Here is a 25,509-nt window from a genome sequence, read left to right on the forward strand (position 1 = left end):
TTATAAAGAAGCAGCAACATTGCTGTTTGAATAAATTTTGGATAAAGAACAAAAATAATGAAGATACAAAGTGGATATAGTGAATTATAGGGTTATAAAAACTTTTTATGATCATTTAAGTTTGTTTTTAATCTGTTATAGGGGGATAAGTATAGAGGGATATTGTGCGCATCAGAATAATAAAACTTTTGAGCGGAATTTTTATTACAATTATCTTTTTATTGGGAGTGGGGATTCTCGTTTTACCTTATCTTATCTCTACAGATGCGATTCGTATTCGTTTAGCGCAGGATTTGAGTGCATGGACGGGTTACAATGTGCAATTGCGTGATCCACCGCGATTACATCTTTTTCCTTATCCTAAAGCATTTCTTTCTGGCGTTACTTTAACATCAAAAATGGATGATGTTGCGCCATTAATGGAAGCTGAATCAATAGAAGTTGATCTTTCTGTCGTCGATCTTCTTTGGGGACATATTTCTTTTTCAGAGACGCGGATTATGCGTCCTCAATTTGTTATGGAAAAGCCTGTTAAAACAATAGCAGATTTTTTTGATCGGTTTTCTCGCTCACAAGGTGCATTAGGGTTGGCAATACGTAATACGCGTGAAATATTAAAACATAATCCTGAACATCCAGAGATAGAGCAACTTTTAAAACAACCTTTTGGGCGGATTGTCATTAAAAATGGTGTTCTTGTGTATCACGATAGTTTTTCAGGAGCAGCAGAAAAAATAACAGGATTAAATGCAACTTTAGATTGTCCGAAATCAACTCAGGAAGTACGGTTACGCGCAGATGCGCGTTGGCGTGGAGAATTTACAAAGTTATCAATTGATGCTTCTCAAGCATTGTTGCTTCTTGCAGGAGGCAAAAGTCATATTAGGGCAAGTCTCAATTCTGTACGTGGGGGAATAACTTTTACAGGAAAGGCTCGGTTATCTGAATATTATATTTTTGACGGAAAAGTATCGATGCGTTCTCCTGGATGGAATCAGACATTGTCTTGGGTTGGTGGAAATCAGTTTTGGGGACATAAATTAAAAATACCCATTGTATGGGAATCTCATTTTTTAGCGCAGCCAATGCATATCCAAATGAACAATGTTACATTTACGATGGGAAAAGCCAATGCGCGAGGAGCTTTAAAACTCGATTTTCAAGATTATGTACCAAATGTCATGGGCTCTTTAGCTTTTGATAACCTAGACCTTAGCCTCTTGAGTTCAATATTTTTTTCAGGCAAAAAGAAAAATGCCTGCTTTGACATGAGAACTTTTGATCGTATTGGCGTGGATATACGACTTTCTGCGCCACAAGCTAAAATAGGAAATATTTCACTCACAAATTTAGCTGCTGCAATACAAATAAGAGATGGGCATGGTATTTTTGATCTTGGACATGCTAATATTTTTGGTGGATCCGTGCAAAGTAATATTGAAGTTACGTCAGCTGGACAGAGAGTGCGTATTGGAGGAAATATTTCAGGCGCTTCTATTGATATGCAGGAGACTTTAGAAACCTTGGGATTTATTCCATTTATACAAAGCAAAACGAATTTTACTGCAACGGTACGAACACTTGCTGATTCTTGGCCAGAAATTTTCACGAAAATGCAGGGTGAATTAACACTGAAGATGTCTTCTGGTCGGCTATTAGGGTATGATCTGAATGAATTACAAACAAGACTTTCAAATAAACAACAATTTCTTTTAATGAATAATGATACTTTTTCAACAACATTTGATCACTGGGATATTCAGACAAGCTTTTCAGAAGGTATGATGAAGGTGACAGAGTCATTAATGCGTACAGCAGACTTGAGCTTATCCATTCAAGGAACCATTGCAGCTGCTATTGCGCAAGGGAAGCAAAATGAACTGATATTACAGGCACAACTAGACAAAAACTATAGATCAGAAACTTTATGTAAAGACGTCCAATGTCTTGCTAATAGCCTTGCATGGCCTTTTACATTTTCTCTAAGCTCTAAAGGACAAAATCATGGTAATTTTTGGGTTACAAAAGACATTGACGCAGATTGAGTATCGTTTTTCATCTGTATAATATTCTATCCTATAATGGTAATTCGTTTTTTTGCAACTTAAAATTGTCTTTTAAATTTAAATCAGAACTCCCATTATCGAAAGATTCTCTCATTTTAAGTCCGTTCGTCGTGAAGCAGTAAAAACCGTCCTCTCCGTCATAATAAGTGTGGTTGATATAGATAAATGACTGAAGAGAAGAATAAAAATCCTTCTTATGGAATCTCTCAAATACAAGAGATTCATAATATTGATGCAAATCTTAGAAAAGTTGCTAAAAAACATTAAAATTTTAAGGAGGATGTTGGCCAGTGCTTATTGAATCGCAGAAGAAATACCATAGCCATCTTTGGTAATTGTATGCTTCCCGTCTGCTCCAACAGAACCAATTCCCACTGTAATCAAAATAAAGGCTAAGAGGGTTGTAATCGTAATAATTGTAGCTTTTTTAGCAGACATATTTTTCCTCCACGGATGCATCAATGACTGAATGCAAAGATGAATGGTGCATTATTTAAACTTTTATGAAAGCAGAATCACTTAAGGATCTATAAGTTCCTATTATTATCTCATAAAGCTAAAAAAACTCTATAATTCTTTAATATATTATAGTTCTATAGATATAATTTTTTCTTTTTGCTATATATTTTTCTTCATTTTCTCGATGACGATAGTGAGCTTTGGCAAAATTTTTATGCGCATAAATTATAAACTTAAAAGATTATTTATCAGACAGACATTGGCTTTGAATGAAGAAATAAAGATAGAGGGGGCACAAGCTTCTTATCTTGTGCATGTTTTGCGTATGAAAGAAGGAGCAGAAATTTTACTTTTTAATGGACAGGATGGTGAGTGGCTTGCTAAACTTATCGCTATTAAGAAAAAATTTGTTGTGGTTCAGCTTATCCATCAAGAAAGATTACAAACGACGCATTCCAATCTTATTTATTGCTTTTCTCCACTCAAAAACGCGCGGTTGGATTATATGGTGCAGAAAGCTGTTGAAATGGGGGTGTCGATTTTGCAGCCTGTTATGACGCATCATACGCAGGTTACGCGTATCAATATGGCGCGTATGGAAGCCAATGTTATTGAAGCTTCTGAACAGTGTGGAATTTTATCTCTTCCTGAATGCGTCTCTGCTCTATCATTAGCAGAACTTTTAGCACGGTGGGATAAGACACAGCCTTTATTCTTTTGTGATGAAGAGCATAAATCGCATAATCCATTAGCTTCTTTTAAAAAGCGTGACGTTACAACACCTGGTATTCTTATTGGACCGGAAGGTGGCTTTAGTGAAGAAGAGCGGAGCTTTTTAAAAAAACATCCTTTTGTGGTTCCAATATCATTAGGTCCGCGTATTTTACGCGCTGACACTGCCGCTGTTGCTGCTTTGGCTCTTCTTAATGCTACCGTGGGGGATTGGGCAATGGATTGAGAAATCTGTAAAATCATTCTAAACAATTCATTTAAGATGATGATACCAATTATAGGATACGATGAGTTATGGCGCTTGATATAACTGATGAAAGTGAAATTTATAACTTAGATTCTTTGGTTAGCTATTTCCAAGGGGGGTATAAAGCAGAAGATGATTGGCGCATTGGTACAGAACATGAAAAATTTCCGTTTTATAGAGATGGTTTTCACCCTGTTCCTTATGAAGGAGAGAGGGGAATCCGAGCGCTTTTAGAGAGGATGCAAAGCGCCTTAGGATGGAAACCTATTTTAGATGAAGAGAATATTATTGGGCTCGTAGGATCAGTTGATCAGGGAGCCATTTCTTTGGAACCTGGGGGACAATTTGAATTATCTGGTGCACCATTAAAATCAGTAGGCCATACATATTACGAGTTGATGGAGCATTTAACTCTTCTCAAAAAAATTGCAGAACCATTGGGTATAGGTTTTCTAGGTCTTGGAGCTAGTCCAAAGTGGACTTTAGCTGAAACGCCGCGAATGCCTAAATCACGTTATCAGATTATGACTGATTATATGCCTAAAGTGGGGTATAATGGTCTTAATATGATGTATCGCACATCAACAGTTCAGGTTAATCTTGATTTTTCATCTGAAAGTGATATGCGGCGAAAAATGCAAGTGTCCATGAAGCTACAGTCCATTGCAACAGCATTATTTGCAAGTTCACCTTTTACAGAAGGGCGCCCAAATGGCTTTTTGTCGTGGCGTTCTGAAATTTGGCGTAATACGGATAATCAGAGGACAGGCGTTCTTCCCTTTATATTTTCTGAGCGTTTTGGTTTTGTTGATTATGTTGAATGGGCCCTTGATGTTCCAATGTATTTTGTTGTGCGTGATGGTCGTTACTATGATTGTACACACATAACGTTTCGTCAGTTTATGAATGGAGCATTAAAAGGACAAGTTGCAAATTCAATTCCAAACATGGGAGATTGGATTAATCACTTATCAACGTTATTTCCTGAAGTCCGCTTAAAAAGATTTTTAGAAATGAGGGGAGCTGATTGCGGTTCTTGGAAGCGCATTTGTGCGTTGTCGGCTTTTTGGGTTGGGCTTCTTTATGATAGGGAAGCACTTAATGAGGCAGAGGCTTTGACAAAAGATTGGTGTTTTGAAGAAGTTTTAGAGTTGCGCCAACGCGTTCCTAAAGAAGGGTTAAAAACTCCTTTTCGTCAAACTATTCTTTTAGAGTTAGCACGTCAATCTCTCGCTATTGCTCGCAAAGGCTTAAAAAATCGCAAACAGTATGATACGAATGGTTTTGATGAAACAAATTTTCTTAATCCTCTAGAAGAGGTTGTTGCAATGGGACAAACAGATGCTGAAAAATTTTTGTCCCATTACTATTCTATTTGGAATGAGTCGGTAGAACCTTTATTTTTAGAATGTGCCTATTAAATTTGAAGCAAAGATACTTCCTACTTTTTTAAAAATGCATATAACCGTGGTGGTTCATTCACTCATTTGCTCTAGAGAGCATATCCTACCTTGCTTTTAACATTTCTCATAACGGAAAGGATACAATACAAAAATCTCTTGGGCAGTGTGATTTTTATACCCAATAATATCACGATATTTCCGTAATCGTAATGTTGTCCCTTTGTACTAAAGATAGTTCATAAGAGATAAAGCTTATTATCAAACATTTTTTATTCACTTGGCTCATCTACTTATGAATAGGTCTGAAAATAATATTTTTCACTTTTAAAAGGGATAAAAAAATATAATTTGCGGTTAATAGTCAATTATTATAATTCAATATACGATGCTTATATGAAAGAGCATTTTATTATACAAAAATTATGATATCAATCTTTCAGTGCGCTAAAAAGACAGTAGAAAAAATACCGATAGATCTATGTATGTATAACTCAAGCTTATTTTTATAGAAAAAAGAAATATATTATATAAATAGATAGAAATAAAGATGATAATATATAGAATGAATGTGTTAATTACATCATTAAATATTAATAAATAAAAATATTATCTTCATAGGGTTATGTGAAATTATAAGCTATTCATAGATAAGAAATAACTATTTGTATGCAAAGGGGTTATTATATTAAAATACTATTATTCTTGATAAAGATGAAAGAGATAAAGAGATTGAGCTTGTAACGAATGAGTGTTTGAATACGCATAAAAATTCAAAAAAGAACAACATTTCTATAGCAGAATAATTTTTATCAGTATGAGCGCAATTTATTATAGACGATTAATTATCTCCCATATATTGTAAATTTACTTTAAAGCTTCTTTTAAAGCTTCTTTTAATGCTTTATAACTGTACTATTCATAAAATTTATAATATTTGTAGGCTTAAAGCCTCTCATTTTAATCATATACCCTCAGTCTTTTCCATTGTTTTCATTATCTAGAAATTTGTAACCGCCTTTGTTATGCTCTCACTAGGATAAGCAGCTTTAAAGTGCATCCGTAATGGCATCACGCCTCTGTAAACCAGCTGTTGTGTTTTCTTCTGTAGAATTTGTAAATAAAAGGGACTGTTTCTCATCACGATCAGTTACAGAGATTCAACGTTTTTATAAAGATACCGTGGAAAGCATTGACCTGTATCTATTGCATCTAGATTAGGCAAATTCTTAGCTATCAACACAGAAAAAACGCTTCGTGCTCCTATGCCTATAATTTGTATTACTCTATTTTCTACTACTGGCACCATAGGGAATATATGTGGTATCTGATAAACTCCATCATTGAAGATACAACTATAATAAAGCCATTGTCGTGTAAAAGGGCGATACGAACTTTGCGTGAGGCATGCCTCTTCAAATTCAAAAACCTTCCTCTTATTAGTTCTTGCTTAACATTATAACTCCAACTTATCTTTTTTGTATCTAAAATGACAAAATTATCTACAGCACGTGCACGTGTTGTTCGATCAGCATATGAATAGGTATCGTTAAAAGTTTTACTGCGCTATTATAAAAAGCAATCATATTATTTATATTTGCTGCTCAAGCTCCGCCCTTCAATGTTTCGACAACTCTTGCATTAAGACGTTTCATAAGAGGTATTTCTACTCCTTTCTTATACATTTTTATCCACATATCTGCCCTGCTTGTGACGTGCAAGCAAATGATTTTGATTGATTCAAGATAAACAGGTTTGAAATGAGAGAATCTTATGTGATTCGGGACTCTCATTTAATATGCAAACAGTAAATTATGACTATAAATCAACATGTTGTCTTTAAAAACCTTTTTATGACTATAAAAGAATTTTGAAAAATAAAAAAGCTTTCATTGAGAGCAAAGAAAGAATGTATAAAAGGTATTTTCAATAAAATAATTATACTTGAAGTGCTGATCAAAGCTATTGAGAGTGCAGTCCATAAAATGAGCAGAAGTAGCTTGTTGGTGTATTTTCTAGAAAAATCATGAATGTTCGATTGTTAATTCATCTTTTCTTGGAAAGCTCGCTTCAGTTCAAATAGCAAAAGAGAGTGGTAAGGACATTTATAGGATAAGATACGCTGGAATTATTCAGTATTAAGATGCAATGAATGTTGTTTATATTTTTCTTATTTAACTATTTTATAAGAGCATAAATTTAAAGAATAAGAAAATAATTTTATTTATTTTCTTTAAACAGTTATTAGTAGATAAAAAATTCTCTTTTAATCTATAAATTAAAAAAATAATGATTTTGTAAAAGCCTTGTAAGCTTTATAGGTTAATTTTAAATATCATGCATTGATTTTGAATTATGCAGATTATTTATGTCAACCATAATAATAGTGAGCATAGACAATGACATTTAATTTTTTCGTCAATTTATTTCTATTTGTTATTTTTTTATTATTGGTTTCTCAAAGTAAGAAAATGCAATGGAGTCTTTCACTACGTGTTATGCTATGGCTTATCCTTGGCTTGATTTTTGGAAGTGTTTTGCAGTTTATTTATGGAGAGGGTGAAAGCACTTTATTGAAATCCGTTGAATGGTTTAACATTGTCGGTGAAGGCTATATTTTATTGTTGCAAATGATTGTTATGCCACTGGTTTTTATTTCTATCGTTTCAGCAGTTGCTCATTTACATTCTGTTTATGCTGTTGGAAAGATGAGTATAATAACAATTTCAATATTGCTTTTTACAACGGCTCTTTCAGCATTGGTTGGTGTGCTTGTGGTTAATTTTTTTGGATTAACAACCGAGGGTTTGGTGCATGAAGGGCAAAATGTTTCTGCTCTTCTTGAAGGTCATATTTCTAAACTTGGAGATATGAATATACCAAAGATGATTTTGTCTATGATTCCTAAAAATCCATTTGCTGAGTTGAGTGGAGCTAAACGTACGTCAATTATCAGTGTTGTTATTTTTGCGTCATTTTTAGGTGCATCGGTTCTTCTTTTAAAGAAAGATGAGCCAGAAAAAGGAGAAAAAGCGCTTTTATTTATTCAAGTGGCACAAGCTTGGATTATGCGGTTAGTCCGTATTGTGATTGCTTTGACGCCTTATGGTATTTTTGCACTTATGACGAAAGTAGGAGCAATATCGCGTATTGCAGATATTTTAAATTTACTGGTTTTTATTATTGCTTCTTATGTCGGTATTATTTTAATTTTTGGAATTCATGGTGTATTGCTTGGTATTTCTGGGATTAATCCCTTTCGTTTTTTCAAAAAGGTTTTACCAGTTTTAACATTTGCTTTTAGCAGTCGTTCAAGTGCTGCAAGTATTCCTTTGAATATTGAAGCACAAACACAGTGGATAGGTGTACCACAATCCATTGCGAGTTTTGCAGCTTCTTTTGGGGCAACAATTGGACAAAATGGTTGTGCTGGTCTTTATCCAGCGATGCTTGCGACCATGATTGCACCCTCTATGGGTATTAATCCTCTTGATCCTACTTGGATTGCTACGCTTATTGGTGTTGTAACATTGAGTTCTATTGGTGTTGCTGGTGTGGGGGGAGGTGCTATTTTCGCTGCATTGATTGTGTTACCAATTATGGGGCTTCCTGTTACTTTGGTTGCTGTACTTATCTCTATTGAACCGCTAATTGATATGGGACGGACTGCTCTAAACGTGAGCGATTCAATGATAGCTGGAACGGTCACTAGTCAAATATTACGGACAACAGATAAAAGTATTTTAAAAAAATAATTTTAGGTTATATTTTTTTGGGCTGTAAAACATCTGTAAGAGATATTTGCGCTGAACCAGGTTGTAGGGGTTTTTGTTGGTTGGGATGAGGAGCCCAACCAGAGAGCCAGATGAAAGAAAAATGTGCACGAATACGTCCATCAGGATCACTAAATTGTTGTGCATAGATTTCAGCTGCGCGGAGAAAAAAACGTTTGGATACAGGGCGTCGTGAACGATTGATGAGTGCATTTTGCATTCCCATAGCTTTAAGATCGTGCATAAGGTCAAACATTGTATTATAACGTATTGTGATATCTTCAACGTCTGCTACAGGCAGGGCAAAGCCAACACGCTGTAAAAGAGCGCCTGCATCACGAATGTCGGCAAAAGGGTAGATCCTAGGGCTTGCTCCACCATAAATTTCACTTTCAGCTTGCAGCAGGCTTTCCCGCAATTCTCTTAATGTACCAGCTCCTGCCATAACAGCAAGAAATAAGCCATCTGGTTTAAGGGTATTTTTTATCTGGCTTAGAACACCAGGGGTATCATTGGTCAATTGTAATGAAAGAAGTGAAACAATAAGGTCACAGTAACTTTGAGGTAAATCAAGAAATTCTCGATGACGTAAATAGAATTTTTTATCATGGCTTTGATAAAGCGTATCGGTTTCAATGCGTTCTATGGAACAAACTTTTCCAGATTTCATTAAAGCTTGCGCAGCAAGGTCTGTATGGCTGTGTAAATCAAGAGCTAATGTAAAGAGGCGATCAACAGTGCTAAGGCGTTTATAGAGATCTTCTGCCATGTGAGAGAGTAAAAAGTCACATCCTTTTTTTGCTTTTTGAAAGGCACGTTTTCGGAATTGTTCAATGCGGTTATGATCAAAAATTAAAGGATGCGACATATTGTGGAACACTTTCGATCTATGAAAGAATATATTTTGAAAAGGTTCATTATTTGTGCAAGCTCTGTCAAGTTTATAATATGAAAGAAAATAAATTTATAGAAGGTAAGAGTTTTTAAAGGAATTAAAATTATAAATTGAGGAAATACAAAGGAACTTTTGTTTTGAGGGAAACTTGTAAAAGCCTAAATTTATAATGTTGTATTTTCGAGAAGCGGCGTTAAATAGCGGGGATATACTAAGTAAGTTCGTTGAACGCTTGAAAACGATGCTTTATCCACCAATTTGTCCTGGATGTAAGCAAAATGTTTCTACTTATGGTACGATTTGCTCCGAATGTTGGAAAGACCTTCAATTTATCACGAAACCTTATTGTCCTGTTATGGGGACTCCTTTTGTTTGTGATATGGGGGATGGTTTTCTTAGTGGTGAAGCACTCCGTAATACTCATCCTTTTTCACGTGTTCGCTCAGTCATTGTTCATAAAGGGCTTGCACGAACTTTAGTAACGCGCTTAAAATATGGTGATCATATAGAATTGGCATCATTTATGGCCAATTGGATGATGTTTGCTGGACGCGAGGTTATTGATGATTGTGATGTTATTATTCCCATTCCATTGCATTTTCGTCGTTTTTGGGAGAGGCGTTATAATCAATCTGCTGAGCTTGCACGTTATATTGCAGCATCACAAAAAAAGCTTTTAAAACCGAGTTGGCTTGTTCGTTGTCGGCATACCCGTCCGCAGGTTAGTCTTTCTTCAAGAGAGAGAAAACTTAACGTAAAAAATGCTTTTAAGGTTTCGCATAAAGTTAAAAAATATCTCAAAGGATGTTCTGTTTTGCTGATTGATGATGTATTTACAACGGGTGCAACAGTTACAGCAGCAGCTGCTGCATTAAAAGATGCAGGTGCACGACAGGTTGATGTGCTAACATTTTCGCGTGTTCTCAAAGAAGATTCTATTTTTCCCTCTTCTTAAGAGGAATTTAAAATGAATATTATTAAAAAATATTGGAGGATAATCCTATGAAAGAGATAATAATTTATACACGCCCTAACTGTCCTTATTGTACAAAAGCACGTGATTTGCTTAATAAAAAAGGCGTAAAGTATACAGATATTGATGCTTCCACATCCCTTCGCCAAGAAATGGTACAGCGTGCAAATGGACGTAATACATTTCCACAAATTTTCATAGATGATTATCACGTTGGCGGTTGTGATGATCTTTATGCTTTAGAGGCTGAGGGAAAGCTGAATTCTTTATTACAAGGCATATAATATTTGTAAATTACATATCCTTACGACCTTTTTGCGAGAAGGAGATAGTTAACACCCATGTCTTTTGAGCGATTCCAGCTGTCGTTTAAAGGGTTATAAGTAATACCTATCTCATCAATGACAGTCAGAGCGTTTTTTGATAAGAAATTTTTAAGTTCTAGAGGTTTTAGGAATTTTTTATAATCGTGGGTTCCTTTAGGAAGCCAACGTAGAATATATTCAGCGCCTACAATAGCAAGCCCCCATGCTTTCCATGTGCGGTTGAGTGTTGAGACAAACATCAACCCTTGTGGTTTCAACATTTTTGCTGTAGCTGCTATGAAGAGATTAACGTCAGCGACATGTTCAACAACTTCCATATTAAGGATAATATCAAATTTTTCTCCTTCATTGGCAAGTACTTCTGCTGTCGTCGTGCGGTAATCAATGGAAAGGTCATTTTGAGCAGCATGGGTTTTTGCGACTTCAATATTTGTTTGTGCAGCATCAACGCCTACAACCATAGCACCAAGACGTGCCATTGGTTCAGATAACAAGCCTCCTCCACAGCCAATATCAAGAATTTTCAAATTGTGAAAGGGCGTAAGTGAAGAAGGGTCACGATTAAACTCTAAACAGATTTTTTCTCTGATGTAAGCAAGGCGTGTTGGGTTAAATTGGTGAAGAGGTCGAAATTTTCCTTGTGGATTCCACCATTCTGTAGCAATACGTGAAAAGTGATCAATTTCACTTTGATCAATAGTTGTTTGTGTTTCATCGATCATGTTGCCTTCCTTTTATTTTTAATGATCAGGTCAAGTAGATTTTATACAAAGTCAAGAGAAATTAATATAATCATAATGAAACTTGCACAAATGATAGATATTCGCTATGTCGAGAAAATGGTTAGTTGATACAGCATCTAATTCTCATTACTGTTTGAGATAAGAGATGTAAAGGTAAGAGTGTTATTAATGGCGCGCATTGTCATGAAATTTGGTGGAACATCTGTAGCAAACATTGAATGTATTCATAATGTTGCACGGCATGTCAAAAGAGAGGTTGATGCAGGCAATGAGGTTGCCGTTGTCGTATCTGCGATGGCTGGTAAAACAAATGAACTTGTTCAGTGGACGAGTGATGCTTCCTCCATGCATAGAGATGCTCGTGAATATGATGTTGTGGTTGCTTCTGGTGAACAGGTTACTTCAGGATTGTTGGCTTTGACACTTCAAGAAATGGGGGTGAATGCACGTTCATGGCTTGGTTGGCAAATTCCTATTCATACAGACAATGCGCATGGCCGTGCACGTATTACTAATATTGATGGATCTTTTTTAATCGAGTGTTTTCAGGAAGGTCAGGTTGCCGTTATTGCTGGTTTTCAGGGGTTAGCTCCGGATAACCGGATTTCTACCTTAGGGCGTGGGGGATCAGATACAAGTGCTGTTGCTATAGCCGCTGCTGTACAAGCTGATCGCTGTGATATTTATACGGATGTGGATGGTGTTTATACAACGGATCCACGTATAGAACCAAAAGCGCGTCGTTTACCAAAAGTAGCTTTTGAAGAAATGCTAGAAATGGCTTCTCTTGGTGCAAAGGTTTTACAGGTTCGTTCTGTTGAATTAGCAATGGTTCATAAGGTTCGTACCTTTGTGCGTTCAAGTTTTGAGGATCCTGATGCGTTAGGCATGGAGGATTCAATGAGTTCTTCTGGAACACTTATTTGCGATGAGGATGAAATTGTGGAACAACAAAATGTTACTGGTATTGCTTTTGCCAAAGATGAAGCACAAATTTCCCTTCGTCGGCTTGCCGATCGTCCAGGGATTTCGGCAGCAATTTTTGGTCCCTTGGCTGAAGAACGCATTAATGTTGATATGATTGTGCAAAATATTTCTGAAGATGGCTCAAAAACTGATATGACTTTTACTGTACCATCATCAGATGTAGAAAAAGCCGTTACACTTCTTGAGAAGAATCGCAAAGAAATTGGATTTGATGTTCTCCAATTTGAAGGCGATCTCGCCAAGGTATCTGTGATTGGTATTGGAATGCGTAGCCATGCAGGTGTTGCCGCTACAGCATTTAAGGCTTTGGCTGAAAAGGGTATTAACATTCAAGCAATTACGACTTCAGAAATTAAAATTTCTATTTTGATTGATAGTGCTTACACTGAACTTGCGGTTAGAACATTACATGCTGTTTATGCTCTTGATAAGGGATAAGTATTTTTTAGTTTCAATAAAGTTTCAATAACATAAAGCTTTAATATATGTTAATAATTTTTGTTAAGAACAATTTATATTTTTAACTTAAATAGAATATTTAATACAGCAAAACTCTCTCATTTTAAACTTGTTCATGATGAATTTAAAAATGGTCACTTATACATTACAAGAGAAAGATGTTTGGGTAAAAAACTGTTTAAGAAGGGATAAAAAATATGCCGTCTATAAACGTTTTAGAGCCTATAGAGAGGGATGGAGAAGTCTTTACGATAAGCCTTAATGGAATAAGGAGCAGTGCACAGTGTTTATTCAAAAGATGCATGTTGCATGAGGGACAGCCCCGTCAATACAGATTTAATATTATAAATCTTAGAGAAATTAGAGCTCATTAGATTAGTGATGGAATTACCAAAAGTAAAATTGATGATGTATTTTCTATAGATGTTTAGTTTATCTTCAAATGATTGTTTATGACTTTATGTGTATCTTGAAAAGTTAATTTTTTCCATATTATGAGGCAATAAAAAAATCTATCTCTATAGACAATATTTATGTTTACGCTATACGTTATAAAATTACTATATCTTATGCGTTTATAGCTTCTTCAGAAGTACTTTTCATAAAATTATGTAACTATAGATCAAAATTAATGATAATGTTACAAGTGTGTTGCTTTTATTAATTAAATTTTTTTCATGTCTATTTCTCTTTTTTGAATTATAATTAAGATTTTCAAAGTTTTTGATACCTCCATATGTTCTTTAGGTTAACTTTCTTCCTTTAACTACTCTATTATAAGTATTTTCTGTGTCATACTGCCAACCACGCATGAAATACATTCTTCCGTTTTTTCAGTATATCGTGCTAGTTTCTTTATCGTGTTTACATATTTTGCAAATGGTGGTCTTTGTAAGCAAAACTCTTCTTGTGAGAAATATAGCCATATTATTTTACTCTTTTTGTATTTTATGTGGCGTTGTATAAATTCGAAAGTCTCGGAAATATTGCTTTTTAAATTATCTGTGAAGAGTATTTTATGGTATCAAGAAATATAGAGCGAGCTCTTTAAACAAAAAGAAAATAAATATCAAATAAGAGCGGGAAAAGGGGAGAACAACGATATACATGCTCTATTTTTCCACCAATCATATGTTTTAGAATAGTCTAAATGACTAGGGTTTTCTTTTTTCCCGCGAGTTAATTACGTAAACTAGAGTGCTTCCTATGGAAGCATGCTTCAAGTTTAATTCTTTCATGGAGTGAGACAAGTGATGTGTCGATGATAAAAAACGGGAATATTTTTATCCAAAAATAATGTGCTTTTAAGAAGATAAAAATTAAAGTTGTTTAGAATACCGGCAATAAAATCAATAACGAGGAGGGTGGTTTATTGGGAAAAATAAGCCATGGAATTACTTAACTGATTATTGAACTTTGCTTATTCTTATCTTTTTCTTATTATTAAACATAAGATATTGATTTATAATAATTAAATTCTTCTTTATAGTGAATCATAGTCCCAATAAAAAACAGCTTTTCTGAAACCACGAAGCCTTTATTGAAACAATTAAAACCATTTCTGTGTATATCATGAGTGGAGCTGGTACATGAGTAAAAGATTATTGAAGAAAGGAATAAAAATATCTCTTATGATTCCTCTCGAGTGTCAAAGGTTGTTGCAACATTAGAGGCTAGTAAATAGTATGATGACGTTAGTTTTCTCCTTCATAAGTGTAAAGATGAGGCGAGACAACGGATTTTACATTAAATATCGTCCGAATCGAACAAATGGGCAAAATTACTTTTTAGAATTTCTGCATAAAAATGTATTTTCAGTTAGTTTGTTAGGAACTATGAGAAATTCCTTTATTGCGCTTAATATAAATAAATCCATATCCCAGACCTATAAGGGCAGATAAACCAGAGCCACAAAGGACCCCAATTTTTGCCGCATCAAGCAGAATAATATCTTTAAAAGCGAGCATTGAAACAAAGATAGACATTGTAAAGCCAATTCCTGCTAAAAAACCAATGAGTAAAACACCTGTCCAGGTCATATGAGGGGGTAGGCGGCATAGTCCTGATTTTACAGCTATATAACTGGCAGTGATAATACCAAGAGGCTTACCGATGAAAAGACCAATGACAACACCCAGAACAATCAAGAATGATTTGTCAGAAGAAAGATCAAAGTTTGCAAAACTTACTCCTGCATTTGCGAAGGCAAAAACCGGCATGATAACGTATGCAACCCATGGATGTAATGCTTTTTGAACACGAGTTACTGGGGCAATCATGGCCCGTTGTCCTTTGCGCATCTTTTTTAATGCTGTTGAAATATGATGCAGATCTGTTTTTGTATTTTTTTCTTGAAGAATTTGCATAGCGTTACTGAGCATGGTGAGTGGCGCTACAAGAGTACGGGTAGGAAGAACGGGAGTCATCATCCCTAAGATTACGCCAGCAAGCGATGGGTGAACGCCTGTTGCCATTAAACCCCACCAAATGATTGCACCAGGTAAAATGTAAAGCCATGCTGATGCAAGCCCAATCCACTGAAAAAATAGTACCAAAGCAATACCCGCTCCTGCAATCATTAAACCGCTAGGATCAATGTTTGTTGAGTAGAAAAAAGCAATAATAAGAACAGCGATAATATCGTCAATAATCGCTAATGATAGAAGAATAATATGAAGATTAGAAGGGATTTTTTTTCCGAGAAGAGCTAGAATACCTAGAGCAAAGGCAATATCTGTTGCTGTTGGCACAGCCCAACCGCGCATATGTCCCTCGTTAAAATTGAAGATAAAGTAAATAATTGCAGGAACACAAACGCCCCCTATTGCAGCAACAATTGGTAAGATTGCTTGTTTAAAATCGGCAAGAGCACCTTCATGAATTTCTCGTCGAATTTCCATTCCTGCGACGAGAAAGAAAATAGTCATAAGGGCATCATTAACCCAGAAATGTAAATCCCATGAAAGAGTGAAATGACCCAAATTAAAGCCAAGAGGTGTATGCCAAAAAGATTCATAGAAAGCAGCATATTTAGAATTGGCAAAAATAAGTGCAGAAGCAGCAGCTAATAAAAGAACAACACCACTAAGAGCTTCAATATGGAGAAAACGCTCGATAGCAGAAAGCGCTTGATTGGTGACACGAGAAGCGCGATTAGGCAGGCGATTTGAAGATAAACCAGACATGAACAACTCCAAGCATCGACAATTTTAGATTCTATATTCTCTGTATAAATAACTCTGTATGATACCTTCTGTATCATATAAAAGAAAAAAGAGGAATAAAGTTCTTAATTTATAGACAAGATCATCATGTTTAAAGCACAAAATGTTTAAGGCGATGCTTCATTTTTAATAGTAAGATGTACTTTGCTTAAAGCCTTGGATAGATCATTTTGTAGAGCAGATTCGAGATCAACTATTGCGAGACCTTTATTATCTTTTGCTTTAATTTTCACGATCAATGTTTGTGGATTTTTAGCAAATTCTCCTAAGGATTTTGAAATTTTTTCTGCTTCGTCATGATTTTTTAGCAGAATTTTTGGGGTCTGCGTCATCATTAGATAGAAATCGTCATAAAGTTCCTTTTTAAGATCATGTTGGCTGTCATTAAGATTTTGCGCAAGATAAGAAAAAAGCTTATCAATGAAACCTGCATCAGTATATTGTATATCAATTTCATTGATGCCAAGATCTTGAGACGCAGCAATCATTATATTTTTCTGACCAGAAAAAAGCTTTTCATCAACATCAATAACCTTAGCCGATATATCTCCAGATCCAACGTCTTTCATATTGAAAGACATTGTATCAAGAAAGAGCATACGTTTTTTTTCATCGTAAGAAATATCAACTTTTCCTGAAACATTAAAGCGCTCAAAGTTCAGATTTTTAAAAAACTCTAAGTCTTTTTCATTCATTTTTTTAGGTAGAATGGAAAGGTTGTTGAGAGAAAGAAAAAGCTTTTTAGGGATAGGTTGTTTCCACAAACTTGGTTTGAATTGGAATGATTCGAGCGTTGCTTTCAACTGCGGTATATCAACGGTGATATTATCAACTTTGGCATCCGCTGAGGTAATGGCGAGCAGTATGTTTAGAAGAAGACCATTTTGTGCAACTTTTTCAGCGATTTTATTATTCTCTTTTCTTGCATTAAGATAAGCTTTGATTAATTTTTCAGGAGTTTGTTCAAGCGGTTTCATCTTTAAACCAGATGTTTTAAACTGCCCAAGGAAGAAAGAGCTATTTTTTTCTGCTTCTTCAAAAATATCAACACTTATATTATTCAGAGAAATGGGGCCAGTAACGGTTTTACCTTGATTGAGAGCATTGTTTTTTCCAAAAATGATAGAATAGGCATAGTTGATGTCGATATCATGGGCTTTTATTGTATCACTTTTAGCCATAAGTTGCATCTGTTTGGCACCATTTGCTACGACCGTTTTAAGATCCATATTTTTGATACTAACTGAACGGATATGGTTATTTCTAAAATCAGAAAGCTGGAAATTCTTGATTTCAACCGTTTCTGTTTGGTTATTTTTATTTTCTATAGAAAGTTGTATATTGGGAGCAATAATTGAGGAAAGCTCAATACGCATCATTGATTGTAAAAGACGTGATGTTATCGTTCTATCTTTTTCTTTTAGGGATACACTCCGAAGAGAAATTTGGGGAATTTGCACATGAATATTATTATGCTTTAAATCAACATTATAAAATGTAAAAGTTCCGGGAATAAAGGAAAGAGGAGGACGGGCAGAAATGGCACCAATTTTAAGTGATGTACCAGCTGGAACGGGTAATGTCACATTCTTCAAGTTGACTTTACCTAGAATGCTTACTTCAGATGTTTCGGCTTTTATGGCACGACGGGCTATTTCTTGTCTTACAAAACTGTCAAGATAGGGTTTTGCGATATAAAATCCACCAACAATTATAATTGCCAAGATAGCAACAAATCCAATAATGCAAGTGAGCCAATATCTGAGGTTACTTTGATACCCACTATTAAGATTGACCATTCTTTCTTCTTTCATTTTTATCACTCTTTGAATTGAGAGTGAAGATAAATTCTTTTAAGCAACGACAAAGGTTTAAATATAGCGTGTACCAGTTTCAACAATTATCTACGCTCTATATTAGAGTTATTCTCATCTTTTTTGCAATATAGCTTTATCAACTTTTATCAATTTTCTTTGGGTTCAGCACTTTATAGAAAAGCACGCATAATAAAGAGAGGTGAGTTTATGCGCATCATAATTTTTTATCACTTTAAAATTATCCTAAAATATTCCGATGTCTGCTTTTATCTTGCTGCTGTTTATAGGAATATTTAAAACATAAAAGATATGTTTTTGTTCATTAATTTAATGGGGAGAAGTGAGTGTTATGACAGAAAATCAAATAATGGCCTTTTCGATCATTGGTCTCATGATGGTTGTTTTTATTTGGGATCGATTTCGTTATGATCTTGTTGCTATTTGTACATTATTAATAGCTTGTGTCCTTGGTCTTGTTAGCCCGAAGGAAGCGTTTAGCGGTTTTAGTAATGATATCGTTATTATCGTGGGGAGTGTGTTTGTTGTCAGTACTGCTGTATCTCGCTCTGGTATAATGGAATTTATTATTCAACGGATATGGCCCGATGTGAAATCGGTGCGTCTTCAATTAGCTTTTTTGGTTCTTTCTGTTGTCGTATTATCAATGTTTGTTAAAAACATTGGTGCTTTGGCGATTATGCTTCCGATAGCTTTTCAGTTTGCACGTCGTTCTCAGGTTTCTCCTTCTGTCTTTTTGATGCCCATGGCCTTTGGTTCTTTGTTGGGAGGGCTTATGACACAGATAGGAACATCTCCTAATGTTGTTATTTCAGCGATGCAAGAACGTTTAGCAGGAACACCTTTTACTATGTTTGATTTTACACCAGTTGGTGCGGTTATTGCGACGGCTGGTGTTGTATATTTGGTCTGTTTTTATTGGCTTTTGCCTGTGCGTGTGCGTTCAGGTGTATCATTTGATGATGCCATTGATATCCGTAATTATGTTGCAGAAGCGCATATTCCAATAAATTCACCGATTGTGGGGAAAAATATTGTTGATTTGGTTAAGCCATCAAGTGGTGATGTTATGGTAATTCAAATTATCAGAAACAAAGTATCTATTTCACCATTACCAGATTTTGTTTTGTCTGAAAATGATATTATTTTGCTGGAAGGGTCACATACAGGGTTAGATAGCGTGATGAACTCTGCTCGTTTAGAGTTTTCTAAGGGGCGAACTATTGCTGCAGGTGATAAGGACAGTGACATTGATATTATTGAAGCTGTCATTACCCATAATTCACCTCTTATTGGTATTAGTGCGAAAGAGTTTTCCCTATTTGATCGCTATAATGTAAATTTACTTGCGTTAAGTCGTCAACATGAAAGGGTGCGGGGAAGACTTGATGATATTATTTTCCATCTTGGAGATGTGATTGTTTTGCAAGGACAGGATGCAATTATTCCCAATTTATTAAGAGAATTGAAATGCTTGCCCCTAGCAAAACGAAATATTGTGTTTGGAAATTTACGACATGGTTTCATCTCTTTAGCTGTTTTATTTATAGCAATTATTTTTACAGCTTTTCATATTGTTCCAGTTGCTTTTTCTTTCTTTTCTGCTGCTGCAGCAATGGTGATCTTTCGTGTTTTGCCCGCGCGTGATCTGTATCAGGCATTAGATGGTCCAATACTCGTACTATTAGCGGCTCTTATTCCAGTGAGTGAAGCGTTAGAGAAAACAGGATGTACGGATCTCATTGGTCAATGGCTGAGCCAATTGGCAATATTTTTCCCGCCATCTGGTGCTTTAGCGCTTATGTTGGTGACAGCTATGTTGGTTACGCCATTTTTGAATAATGCAGCAACAGTGATGATGGTAGCACCAATTGCGTCAAGTTTTGCTCATTCCCTTCATTATAAGCCTGAAGCTTTTTTGATGGCTGTTGCAATTGGTGCGGGATGTGAGTTTCTTACACCTATTGGACATCAAAGTAATATGCTCGTGATGGCGCCAGGAGGATATCGTTTTAGTGATTATCCACGTTTGGGTGCTCCATTGGCGGTGTTGATCGTTATTATTGCTGTTCCAATGCTTATGTGGGTTTGGCCCTTACAATAGGATATTTTTAGAAACTTTAAGGATCAATTACAAAAGGTTGTTAATCGTATGAAGATAAGTTGAAGGGATACACTTTATATAAAGAGCTTTAACTGAAGATTTGGAATTATACCACACTTTAATCATGGCGCTTCGGTATTTTTGATACAGATAAAAATTTATTTATTGGGTTTTAAGGGGCTTTCATGGAAATTTACCTTTTTTAAGTTTTTTCAAGAAGTGGTTTTTCTATTATAATTCTATAATCCAATACAACCAACGATTGCGGTTGAAGACTTTAAAAGATTATCTCTCTATATAATGGGGAGAAAATCTGCTTGAGATGATAGGCAATCATGATAAATATTAAGGCAGTGAATTTTTCATAAGACTCAATATATGTAAAAGCTGTAATATGTACAAACAGGGTGCTTATATCATTTTCGATTAAGACTGTTGCAAAAATCCGATTGAATTGGCTACATGTTGATTTAAAATAAATAAACGAGCAATTTAAAGATTTTTAGTTAATTAGGACTACCATCTTTATCCATTTATGCGTAAAAGCACAGATAAAGTAACTTTTTTCAAGGTATGATATATGTCGTATGATAGTTTTATTGCTGAAGTGAATGCAGAATTTCGTCAGGAAAAGGCGCTTGCTTTTTGGAGACGGTATGGTTTTTCAATTATTGGAGCAGTTATTCTTTTTATATTCATGATAGTTGCTTATCAAGTTTATCATCATACGCAAATAAAGAAAGCTGGTTATATTGGTGATGCATTTGTAAAGAGTCTTGATCTTGCGAATACACGTGATTTTGATAAAGCGATAAAGCAATTAGAAACTGTTAAAACCTCTCATTTTGGGGGGTATCCTTTTCTTGCTCGTTTACGTGAGGCTTCTTTACTCATGGAGAAAGGTGATATTATTAAGTCAGTGGAGATCTTTGATTCTATTGCAGCGGATGAGAAAGCACCGCAGATTTTGCAGAAAGTTGCAAAAATTCGGGCGGCTTATATTCTGGTTGATACAGGGACATTAGCTGATGTTGAAAAGCGCATCAAAGATATGGCAAGTGATACCGATCCTATGCGTATGTCTGCAAGAGAAGCTTTAGGCTTAGCTGCCTATAAGGCGGATAAAATGGATGAGGCGGTTTATTATTTTAAAAAAAATTCTGAAGAAGGTGCTTTGGGTTCAAAAATAACAGATCGGGCTCGAATGATGCTTGAGCTTATACAAGCTGAGGGCAAGGCAAATAAGGAATAAATCGATGAGCCTTACCATTGCTATCATTGGTCGTCCCAATGTTGGGAAGTCGACACTATTTAATCGTTTGGTTGGGCAAAAATTGGCTTTGGTTGATGATAAGCCTGGTGTAACACGTGATCGGCGTATTCATGCGGCAAAACTTCAAGATCTACGTTTTGATGTGATTGATACGGCTGGGCTGGAAGAAGCAGGTGATCATACACTCGAGGGGCGTATGCGTTCTCATACAAAAGTTGCAATTGATGAAGCGGATCTTATTTTATTTGTATTTGATGCAAAGAGCGGAATAACACCAAGTGATTTAAATTTTTCTTCATTGGTTCGCAAATCAGGAAAGCCAATTGTGCTTGTTGCCAATAAGTCTGAGTCAAGAGCGGCAACAGGAGGAGAGTATGAGGCGTGGTCATTAGGTTTGGGAGAGCCGTGCCCAATATCGGCTGAACATGGTTTGGGGCTTAGTGATCTGCGTGATGCAATTATAGATGCTGTTGGGTCAGAGCATGCTTTTGGCAACAACAAAGAAGAAAATAGGATGATACAGCCTGCATCTGTTGGTGATGATGTAAAGGATTTGGAAGAAGAGGAGCTTATTTACGATGAAAGTAAGCCCATTAGGATTGCGATTGCGGGGCGTCCCAATACAGGAAAATCCACTCTTATTAATAGTATGTTGAAACAAGAGCGATTGTTAACAGGACCAGAAGCAGGACTCACGCGTGATTCTATTTCTGTAGATTGGGAATGGCGTGGTCGTCATATTAAACTTTTTGATACTGCAGGTTTACGTCGAAAATCGAGAATTCAAGAAAAATTAGAAAAACTATCTGTTGCAGATACTTTGCGTGCTATTCGTTTTGCAGAAGTGGTGGTCATTGTTTTTGATGCAACGATACCTTTTGAAAAGCAGGATTTACAAATTGCTGATCTTGTGATTCGTGAAGGGCGTGTTCCAGTTATTGCTTTCAATAAGTGGGACCTTATTGAAAACAGTCAGACTACATTGATTGATTTGCATGAAAAATGTGCTCGATTTCTTCCTCAAGTTCGTGGTTTGAGAGCCGTTCCTTTATCAGGACAATATGGTCAAGGGATTGATAAACTGATGGAAAATGTCATGATGATGCACCGTGTATGGAATCGTCGCATTTCGACGGCTAAATTGAACCAATGGCTTGGAACTGTTGTGGCACATCATCCACCTCCTGCGGTTTCTGGACGTCGACTTAAGGTTAAATACATCACACAGGTTAAGACACGTCCTCCTGGATTTATGATTTCTTGCTCGCGTCCCAAAAGTATGCCACAGTCGTATTTGCGTTATCTTGTCAATGGGTTACGTGAAACATTTGATATGTCTGGTATACCCGTTCGCATATCATTACGAGCCTCTGATAATCCTTTTGCGACACGTTCCAAGAAGAAATGATAACTCTTTAATTTTTTGAGTGAATGAAATCTATACTTAAGAATCTTAAAAGTAAGTTTTTTCAATGATCTTTCTTTTCATAAAATTAAAATTTTATTTGCTAAAGTTTTAATTTTATTGATGATCATTTATTTGCATGTCATGAGAAGAGTGTGATAGGGAGTATTTAAGAAAGAGTACATAATCCTCTTAATGGGTTATTTAAGTGCAAGAATAGATGCAATATGAGGGTAGGGGAATATAATTATGATGCTTGTGTGAAAAGCAGTATTAGATTATCGTTTCATAAAAATAAAGATTATGAATAAGCGCTTTTGCTTACGATAGTTTGTCTGAATAAAAAGCAAAAATACTTGCTAAATCTACCGATATTCAATTGTAAAGAGTGAAGTTCATAAAAGTGGATTAAAATTGTATAAAGTGGTATGGTAATCGTATTTAAATTTTATTGTGTTCTATTGGCTTAATCTATTTGAAATTTTAGATTTATTAATATCTTGTATTTAAAGGAACTTCTCTTAATACCCTCAAGCTCATTTCGTGATGGGGCCTGTAATGGCATATGTAAAATACTTTGCGAATAGGATCATATAGAAACCATTGATTATTATTTTCATAAAATAAAAAGTGCAAGTTTATTTGAATAAAAGGTGTAAACTAACGCTCTCATACTGTTTTTTAGCTTTCTATGTTCTCTTTCAAAACTAGGATTGATATAACATTGGGAGCCGGAAAATAAGATGGTATCAGTTGACACCTTTCGTTAAGCGTAAAAATGGTTGTTCTATGAGTTTTATATTATTCACGGGAACTTTTGTTATACATTCACGGGTGCTGTCGTGAAATCGGTTTAGGTGCTCAGAATATCTTTTTAAGAAAGCATGTAAATTGAAAAATACGTTATTTCTGCAATAAAATTTATACGATAACTTGTGATAGATTTCTTTTAGTATCTTGACGAATAAATTCGGGAACAATATGATGCACACGGTTTTATGAAATGTATTCTTACGTTGCTTTTTAATTAAGGAGCCAATGATGGCGATGGGCGAGAAACCCGTTATGAGCCGTAAGGAGGCTGAAGAGGAAAAGCAAGGAGAGTGTCTTCATTCAGAGGATTTGGAATGTCGTAGTAGGAATTTAAGCGTAGCTTTAGTGCGCAAGCAAGCATTAAAGAAGCGGGAGCATAAGAATAAGCGGGAAAAATCACAAGGAAGGATGGCAGGCGCAATTAAGCTTTCCAGTGAGTTTCTGGCAAGTGTTATAGTTGGTATTGTTTTGGGGTTGGGGTTTGATAAGTTAGCAGGTTCATGGCCTTGGGGATTAGTATTTTTTCTCTTCTTTGGGTTTGCTGCTGGTGTATTGAGTATTCTTCGGTCTGTGGGGTATGTTTCCTCCAGTCAATTAGGAAAAAAAGGCGCATTGCGCCAAAAACAAGATAAAGGGGCCAATGAGAGGTCCGATAAATGAGGTTGAAGTGACAACGCACGCTCCAGATCCTATTCATCAGTTTGAGGTTTCAAGGCTGATTAAGATTTCCATAGGAAATATGGATTTATCGTTTACAAATGTATCATTGTTTACAGTCCTTACGGTTGTTGTAACTTCTATTTTTCTCTTCATTTCGTCATCGAGTCGTGGATTGGTTCCAACGCGGATGCAGTCTCTTTCGGAAATGGCATATGAATTTGTAGCATCGACTCTGCGGGAATCATCTGGTGTGCAGGGGATGCAGTTTTTCCCTTTAGTTTTTTCTCTGTTTACTTTTATTTTAGTTGCTAACTTTATTGGTCTCTTTCCTTATTTTTATACGGTTACATCTCAAATCATGATCACGTTTTCGTTAGCAATGGTGGTGATTTTGACGGTGATTGGTTATGGCTTTTATAAGCATGGGGTCAGTTTTTTGAAACTGTTCGTTCCCAGTGGAGTTCCTGTTGTGGTTTTGCCTCTGGTGACAATGATTGAGGTTATTTCTTTTCTCTCCCGTCCAATTAGTCTTTCTCTTCGTCTTTTTGCGAATATGCTTGCTGGTCATATTACGCTTAAAGTGTTTTCTGGGTTTGTTGTTTCAATGATTGGGGTAGGACTCGTAGGTGTGGGTGGTTCGGTTTTACCGCTTATTATGACTGTAGCAATTACTGCACTTGAGTTTTTGGTCGCATTCCTTCAGGCTTACGTCTTTACGGTTTTAACTTGTATGTATCTTAATGATGCAATTCATCCAGGACATTAATAAAACTGGCGGTTATTCCGTCGAATAATGCAATTTCGCTTTAAAGGAGAATAACATGGAAATGGTGCTTGCAGCAAAATATATTGGCGCTGGTCTTGCTTGCTTTGGTATGGCTGGAACAGCTTTAGGACTTGGTAATATTTTTGGTAGCTATCTTTCTGGTGCATTACGAAATCCATCAGCAGCAGATAGTCAGTTTGGACGTCTCGTCTTTGGTTTTGCTGTAACAGAAGCTTTGGGAATTTTTTCATTGCTCATTGCTTTATTACTTCTTTTTGGGGTTTGATCATCATCAAAAGGGTATATCTGTTCTTGCATGAGGAAAGATTTACCCTTTTAGCTCTTAACCAGAGAGATGCCAGAGAGATG

Annotated in this window: 18 protein-coding genes and 1 pseudogene; 13 read left to right on the top strand and 6 right to left on the bottom strand. The window is 35.8% G+C overall.

Annotated elements, in window-relative coordinates:
• Window positions 1-164 precede the first annotated feature (164 nt).
• The gene (locus ACFILY_RS03420) at window positions 165-2,045 is read left to right on the top strand and encodes an AsmA family protein (RefSeq protein WP_375637517.1); all 1,881 of its coding nucleotides are present in this window, start codon (window positions 165-167) and stop codon (window positions 2,043-2,045) included.
• A 315-nt stretch (window positions 2,046-2,360) separates the two neighbouring features.
• On the opposite strand, the gene ACFILY_RS03425 is transcribed toward ACFILY_RS03420, so the two are convergent.
• Complete coding sequence (locus ACFILY_RS03425) at window positions 2,361-2,504, bottom strand: hypothetical protein (RefSeq protein ID WP_273790383.1); 144 nt, start codon at window positions 2,502-2,504, stop codon at window positions 2,361-2,363.
• Window positions 2,505-2,739: 235 nt separating this feature from the next.
• Here ACFILY_RS03425 and ACFILY_RS03430 point away from each other — a divergent pair, with 235 nt between their 5' ends.
• Window positions 2,740-3,483 carry a 16S rRNA (uracil(1498)-N(3))-methyltransferase gene (locus ACFILY_RS03430; RefSeq protein ID WP_375631008.1) on the top strand — a complete coding sequence of 248 codons (744 nt, stop codon included), beginning with the start codon at window positions 2,740-2,742 and terminating at the stop codon, window positions 3,481-3,483.
• A 68-nt stretch (window positions 3,484-3,551) separates the two neighbouring features.
• Entirely contained in the window at window positions 3,552-4,925 is a 1,374-nt protein-coding gene (locus tag ACFILY_RS03435) for a glutamate--cysteine ligase (RefSeq protein WP_375637516.1), read from the top strand.
• A 997-nt stretch (window positions 4,926-5,922) separates the two neighbouring features.
• Here the strand turns inward: ACFILY_RS03435 and ACFILY_RS03440 are convergent.
• A pseudogene (locus ACFILY_RS03440) lies at window positions 5,923-6,508 on the bottom strand (type ISP restriction/modification enzyme); the annotation flags it as partial.
• 795 nt (window positions 6,509-7,303) lie between these two features.
• On the opposite strand from ACFILY_RS03440, the gene ACFILY_RS03445 reads away from it, so the two are divergent.
• Entirely contained in the window at window positions 7,304-8,659 is a 1,356-nt protein-coding gene (locus ACFILY_RS03445) for an L-cystine transporter (protein WP_375637515.1), read from the top strand.
• A gap of 7 nt (window positions 8,660-8,666) precedes the next feature.
• On the opposite strand, the gene ACFILY_RS03450 is transcribed toward ACFILY_RS03445, so the two are convergent.
• On the bottom strand, window positions 8,667-9,545 hold the full coding sequence (locus ACFILY_RS03450; protein WP_375631010.1) for a methyltransferase: 879 nt from the start codon (window positions 9,543-9,545) through the stop codon (window positions 8,667-8,669).
• Window positions 9,546-9,741: 196 nt separating this feature from the next.
• On the opposite strand from ACFILY_RS03450, the gene ACFILY_RS03455 reads away from it, so the two are divergent.
• Together ACFILY_RS03455 and grxC are read left to right on the top strand one after the other, a co-directional pair.
• Window positions 9,742-10,527: a ComF family protein gene (locus ACFILY_RS03455; RefSeq protein ID WP_273790388.1), complete on the top strand. Its 786-nt coding sequence runs from the start codon at window positions 9,742-9,744 to the stop codon at window positions 10,525-10,527.
• Between the two features lie 47 nt (window positions 10,528-10,574).
• Window positions 10,575-10,829 (top strand): glutaredoxin 3, encoded by a 255-nt coding sequence (gene grxC / locus ACFILY_RS03460; protein ID WP_273790389.1) that lies wholly within the window; start codon window positions 10,575-10,577, stop codon window positions 10,827-10,829.
• A gap of 20 nt (window positions 10,830-10,849) precedes the next feature.
• Here the strand turns inward: grxC and ubiG are convergent, their stop codons facing one another.
• On the bottom strand, window positions 10,850-11,593 hold the full coding sequence (gene ubiG / locus ACFILY_RS03465) for a bifunctional 2-polyprenyl-6-hydroxyphenol methylase/3-demethylubiquinol 3-O-methyltransferase UbiG (RefSeq protein ID WP_273790390.1): 744 nt from the start codon (window positions 11,591-11,593) through the stop codon (window positions 10,850-10,852).
• Window positions 11,594-11,782: 189 nt separating this feature from the next.
• Here ubiG and ACFILY_RS03470 point away from each other — a divergent pair, with 189 nt between their 5' ends.
• Window positions 11,783-13,039: an aspartate kinase gene (locus ACFILY_RS03470; protein ID WP_375631013.1), complete on the top strand. Its 1,257-nt coding sequence runs from the start codon at window positions 11,783-11,785 to the stop codon at window positions 13,037-13,039.
• Window positions 13,040-14,886: 1,847 nt separating this feature from the next.
• Here the strand turns inward: ACFILY_RS03470 and nhaA are convergent.
• Both nhaA and ACFILY_RS03480 read right to left on the bottom strand, forming a co-directional pair.
• A complete protein-coding gene (nhaA, locus tag ACFILY_RS03475) occupies window positions 14,887-16,245 on the bottom strand; it encodes a Na+/H+ antiporter NhaA (protein WP_273790392.1) in 1,359 nt (452 codons plus the stop codon).
• A gap of 146 nt (window positions 16,246-16,391) precedes the next feature.
• Window positions 16,392-18,098, bottom strand: coding sequence for a hypothetical protein (locus ACFILY_RS03480; RefSeq protein WP_375637514.1), 1,707 nt, complete (start codon window positions 18,096-18,098; stop codon window positions 16,392-16,394).
• Between the two features lie 352 nt (window positions 18,099-18,450).
• On the opposite strand from ACFILY_RS03480, the gene ACFILY_RS03485 reads away from it, so the two are divergent.
• From ACFILY_RS03485 to ACFILY_RS03510, 6 genes are all read left to right on the top strand, one after another.
• The gene (locus tag ACFILY_RS03485) at window positions 18,451-20,223 is read left to right on the top strand and encodes an SLC13 family permease (protein WP_375637513.1); all 1,773 of its coding nucleotides are present in this window, start codon (window positions 18,451-18,453) and stop codon (window positions 20,221-20,223) included.
• 580 nt (window positions 20,224-20,803) lie between these two features.
• A complete protein-coding gene (locus ACFILY_RS03490; protein ID WP_273790395.1) occupies window positions 20,804-21,475 on the top strand; it encodes a tetratricopeptide repeat protein in 672 nt (223 codons plus the stop codon).
• Window positions 21,476-21,479: 4 nt separating this feature from the next.
• Window positions 21,480-22,904: a ribosome biogenesis GTPase Der gene (gene der / locus ACFILY_RS03495; RefSeq protein WP_273790396.1), complete on the top strand. Its 1,425-nt coding sequence runs from the start codon at window positions 21,480-21,482 to the stop codon at window positions 22,902-22,904.
• A 1,038-nt stretch (window positions 22,905-23,942) separates the two neighbouring features.
• Complete coding sequence (locus ACFILY_RS03500; RefSeq protein ID WP_375631017.1) at window positions 23,943-24,374, top strand: AtpZ/AtpI family protein; 432 nt, start codon at window positions 23,943-23,945, stop codon at window positions 24,372-24,374.
• A 7-nt stretch (window positions 24,375-24,381) separates the two neighbouring features.
• Window positions 24,382-25,140: a F0F1 ATP synthase subunit A gene (locus ACFILY_RS03505; protein WP_273790444.1), complete on the top strand. Its 759-nt coding sequence runs from the start codon at window positions 24,382-24,384 to the stop codon at window positions 25,138-25,140.
• A gap of 55 nt (window positions 25,141-25,195) precedes the next feature.
• Window positions 25,196-25,426: a F0F1 ATP synthase subunit C gene (locus tag ACFILY_RS03510; RefSeq protein WP_005773968.1), complete on the top strand. Its 231-nt coding sequence runs from the start codon at window positions 25,196-25,198 to the stop codon at window positions 25,424-25,426.
• Window positions 25,427-25,509 lie beyond the last annotated feature (83 nt).

Origin of the sequence: Bartonella sp. CL25QHWL (assembly GCF_042195335.1) — a bacterium.
In the GTDB taxonomy this organism is placed as follows: Bacteria; Pseudomonadota; Alphaproteobacteria; order Rhizobiales; family Rhizobiaceae; genus Bartonella.

Bases quoted from the DNA above. Each gene is read 5' to 3' on its own strand.
- ACFILY_RS03480 (WP_375637514.1), bottom strand. From the start codon at position 18,098: ATGAAAGAAGAAAGAATGGTCAATCTTAATAGTGGGTATCAAAGTAAC.
- ACFILY_RS03455 (WP_273790388.1), top strand. From the start codon at position 9,742: ATGTTGTATTTTCGAGAAGCGGCGTTAAATAGCGGGGATATACTAAGT.
- ACFILY_RS03430 (WP_375631008.1), top strand. From the start codon at position 2,740: ATGCGCATAAATTATAAACTTAAAAGATTATTTATCAGACAGACATTG.
- ACFILY_RS03500 (WP_375631017.1), top strand. From the start codon at position 23,943: ATGGCGATGGGCGAGAAACCCGTTATGAGCCGTAAGGAGGCTGAAGAG.
- nhaA (WP_273790392.1), bottom strand. From the start codon at position 16,245: ATGTCTGGTTTATCTTCAAATCGCCTGCCTAATCGCGCTTCTCGTGTC.
- ACFILY_RS03490 (WP_273790395.1), top strand. From the start codon at position 20,804: ATGTCGTATGATAGTTTTATTGCTGAAGTGAATGCAGAATTTCGTCAG.
- grxC (WP_273790389.1), top strand. From the start codon at position 10,575: ATGAAAGAGATAATAATTTATACACGCCCTAACTGTCCTTATTGTACA.
- ACFILY_RS03470 (WP_375631013.1), top strand. From the start codon at position 11,783: ATGGCGCGCATTGTCATGAAATTTGGTGGAACATCTGTAGCAAACATT.
- ACFILY_RS03510 (WP_005773968.1), top strand. From the start codon at position 25,196: ATGGAAATGGTGCTTGCAGCAAAATATATTGGCGCTGGTCTTGCTTGC.
- der (WP_273790396.1), top strand. From the start codon at position 21,480: ATGAGCCTTACCATTGCTATCATTGGTCGTCCCAATGTTGGGAAGTCG.
- ACFILY_RS03445 (WP_375637515.1), top strand. From the start codon at position 7,304: ATGACATTTAATTTTTTCGTCAATTTATTTCTATTTGTTATTTTTTTA.
- ACFILY_RS03450 (WP_375631010.1), bottom strand. From the start codon at position 9,545: ATGTCGCATCCTTTAATTTTTGATCATAACCGCATTGAACAATTCCGA.
- ACFILY_RS03425 (WP_273790383.1), bottom strand. From the start codon at position 2,504: ATGTCTGCTAAAAAAGCTACAATTATTACGATTACAACCCTCTTAGCC.
- ubiG (WP_273790390.1), bottom strand. From the start codon at position 11,593: ATGATCGATGAAACACAAACAACTATTGATCAAAGTGAAATTGATCAC.
- ACFILY_RS03435 (WP_375637516.1), top strand. From the start codon at position 3,552: ATGGCGCTTGATATAACTGATGAAAGTGAAATTTATAACTTAGATTCT.
- ACFILY_RS03485 (WP_375637513.1), top strand. From the start codon at position 18,451: ATGACAGAAAATCAAATAATGGCCTTTTCGATCATTGGTCTCATGATG.